The organism is Rhodococcus sp. P3_B8 (assembly GCF_056402775.1).
The window spans coordinates 1-2,271 of the sequence record NZ_JBFUGT010000557.1; the positions used below are offsets into that span (position 1 = coordinate 1).

At 72.3% G+C, this 2,271-nt stretch carries 3 protein-coding genes; all 3 read right to left on the reverse strand.

Translation table 11 applies throughout. From position 1 onward, the window contains the following. Positions 1-1,135, reverse strand: a 1,135-nt coding sequence (locus AC1D1G_RS44470) for a glycosyltransferase family 2 protein (protein ID WP_477956860.1), incomplete at its 3' end; no start/stop codon positions are given. After that, positions 1,132-1,845: an LppM family (lipo)protein gene (locus AC1D1G_RS44475; protein ID WP_280782570.1), complete on the reverse strand. Its 714-nt coding sequence runs from the start codon at positions 1,843-1,845 to the stop codon at positions 1,132-1,134. The genes AC1D1G_RS44470 and AC1D1G_RS44475, both read right to left, overlap by 4 nt. Before the next feature lie 31 nt (positions 1,846-1,876). Then, positions 1,877-2,271, reverse strand: a 395-nt coding sequence (locus tag AC1D1G_RS44480) for a carotenoid biosynthesis protein (protein WP_477956861.1), incomplete at its 5' end; no start/stop codon positions are given.

The following is a 2,271-nucleotide window of genomic DNA, read 5'->3' on the forward strand; positions in this document are numbered from 1 at the left end:
GGGTGCGCCCGCGGCGGTGATTGCGGTGTGACGACACCGTCAGTGCCGTCACCGCGGCGACGGACAGCGGGTGCGCGACCGCCCCGGCCACGTCGGCGGCGGTGAGGCGGCCACCGCGTTCGAGTGCCCGGGCGCACAGCCGCGACGTCGTGGCCGCGAGATATCCCACCGCACCCCACCGGCGCACGCGTCCCCGTCCGGCCGCGAACGCGACCGGCGGCGCGAGGTACGCCACACTCGCCGCACCGAGGACCGCCGCGGCGCCGAGGCGGGAGCCGAATGCCGTCCACAGCCAGCGGTCGTAACCGCGGCGCAGCGCGCCGGCGTCCTCGTACATCCGGCACGACGCCGACCGGCCGGCCACGACCAGTGCGGTCGCGTGACCCCGAGTGCGGAGCAGCCGCGCGATGTCGAGGTCCTCGATCACGCTGTCCACGACGGCCCGGTGACCTCCGACCCTGCGGTACGCGGCGGAATCGAACACCATGAACTGCCCGCAGCCCACCGCCGTCGACGGGCGCCGCGACCGTCCGGCCACGCGGATCGGCAGCGTCGCCGCCCACGACCACGCGAGCAGCGGCTGCACCAGCGCCTCGGTCACCGACCCCGCCTGCTGGAACGGCCACGGGCAGACCAGCGCGGCCTCGGACTCGCGCAGTGCGGCGCAGGCGGCCTTCAGGGCACCCGGACGCAACCGCACATCGGCGTCGAGGAACACGAGTATCCCGCCGTCGCCGCGGCCCCGGGCGAAGGCGTGCTCACTCAGCCGATGGCAGGCCGCGGGTTTGCCCACCCAGCCCGGCGGCGGTTCCGCGGTCCCCCGCACCACGGAGAAGCGGGGGTCCGCGCCGCTCGCAGCGTCCGCGACGTCGGCGGTCCCGTCCGTGGAGGCGTCGTCGTAGACGAACACCCGCAGATCGTCGACGCCTCGCTGTTCTCGCAGGTCACCGATCAGGTCCGGCAGCCGGTCACGTTCGTCCCGGGCCGGGATGCAGACGGTGACGGGTTCGGTGACCGGGCGGGCCGCCGTGGGGAGGCGCGGGGCGCGGCACAGGTTGACGACGGTGGTGGCGAGTCCGAGAACCGAGATCAGGGAGCCGATCCGGACGACCCGCTCGATCGGGCGAGAGGTCACACCTCCGAGTGGTCCCGTGCGCGACCGCTGCCGATCACCGGATCCTTGTTGCGGGCCATCCAGGCCAGCGCACCGACGATCACGGCGACGCCCAGCGTCACGCCGGCCATGATGCCCGCCCAGCCCGCGAAGCTGCGGGTGCTCGGGTCCGAGTAGCGCACCTCGGCGCGGATCGTCGAGGTGTCGCCGGCGGGAAGTTTCCACGACACGATCGAGTCGCCCTCGCGGGTGCCGTTGGTGGTGGCGACGCGCGCCGGGAAGGCGATCGTGAACTGCACGTCCGTGCCCTGCGCGGGGACCGAACTGAGATCGGCCTTCCCGTCGAGGGTCACGAGGTCGCCGGTCCGCTGGAGCGAGATCTGGAAACTCCCGTTGGCCTGCTCCGACATGGTGCCGAGCTGCTGCACGTCGCCGAACGTGAGGTCGCTGAAGAACGCCTGGCTGCCGACGTACCCGTCCTTCTTGTACTCCTGGACGCGCACCTTGTCCGACAGCGAGTCGGGCGGAGTGAGTTGCGGGCCCTTGTCCTGATCGTTCGCCGGCACGGCGGCGGCCACGATCTGGCCGGAGACCCGGTCGTCGGCGGACACCCCCATCGACACCTGAACCCGCAGGCATCCCGCGAGGAGGGGCACGAGGAGGAGCCCGAGGGCCGCGAGGGACAAAGCCCTCCGCGAGCGGGTCGAGGTCGGAACTGAGGGCGGCTGCACAGTCGTATCGTGCCAGGGGAGTGGATCGGTGTCAGGCGTGAGGGTGCGTGTCGTGGGTCCCGGGTCGCCGGGCGCGCGGCCGAAGCAGCGACACGAGCAGCGGAACTCCCAGGATTCCCATCGCCAACCACCCGTAGATCGCCGAATACCGCAACTCGGGAGAGCCCAGGAACACCGAGTGGGCCAGCGCCGAACCGAGCCACGTCCACAGGAACAACCCGATCGGGACACCGTCACGGTGCCGGGTCCCGGCGTCCAGTCGACGGTCGATGCGGTCCACGGCGACGGCCATCACGGCCGCGACGACGAACCACCCGGCGTAGTTGGTCAGCGGAATGTGCTCGATACCGGGCAGGCCGGCGTCGGTGACACACCAGCGCCACTGCCCGTCCGCGACCATCTGCGGGTCGAGGTACAGGTCCCAGC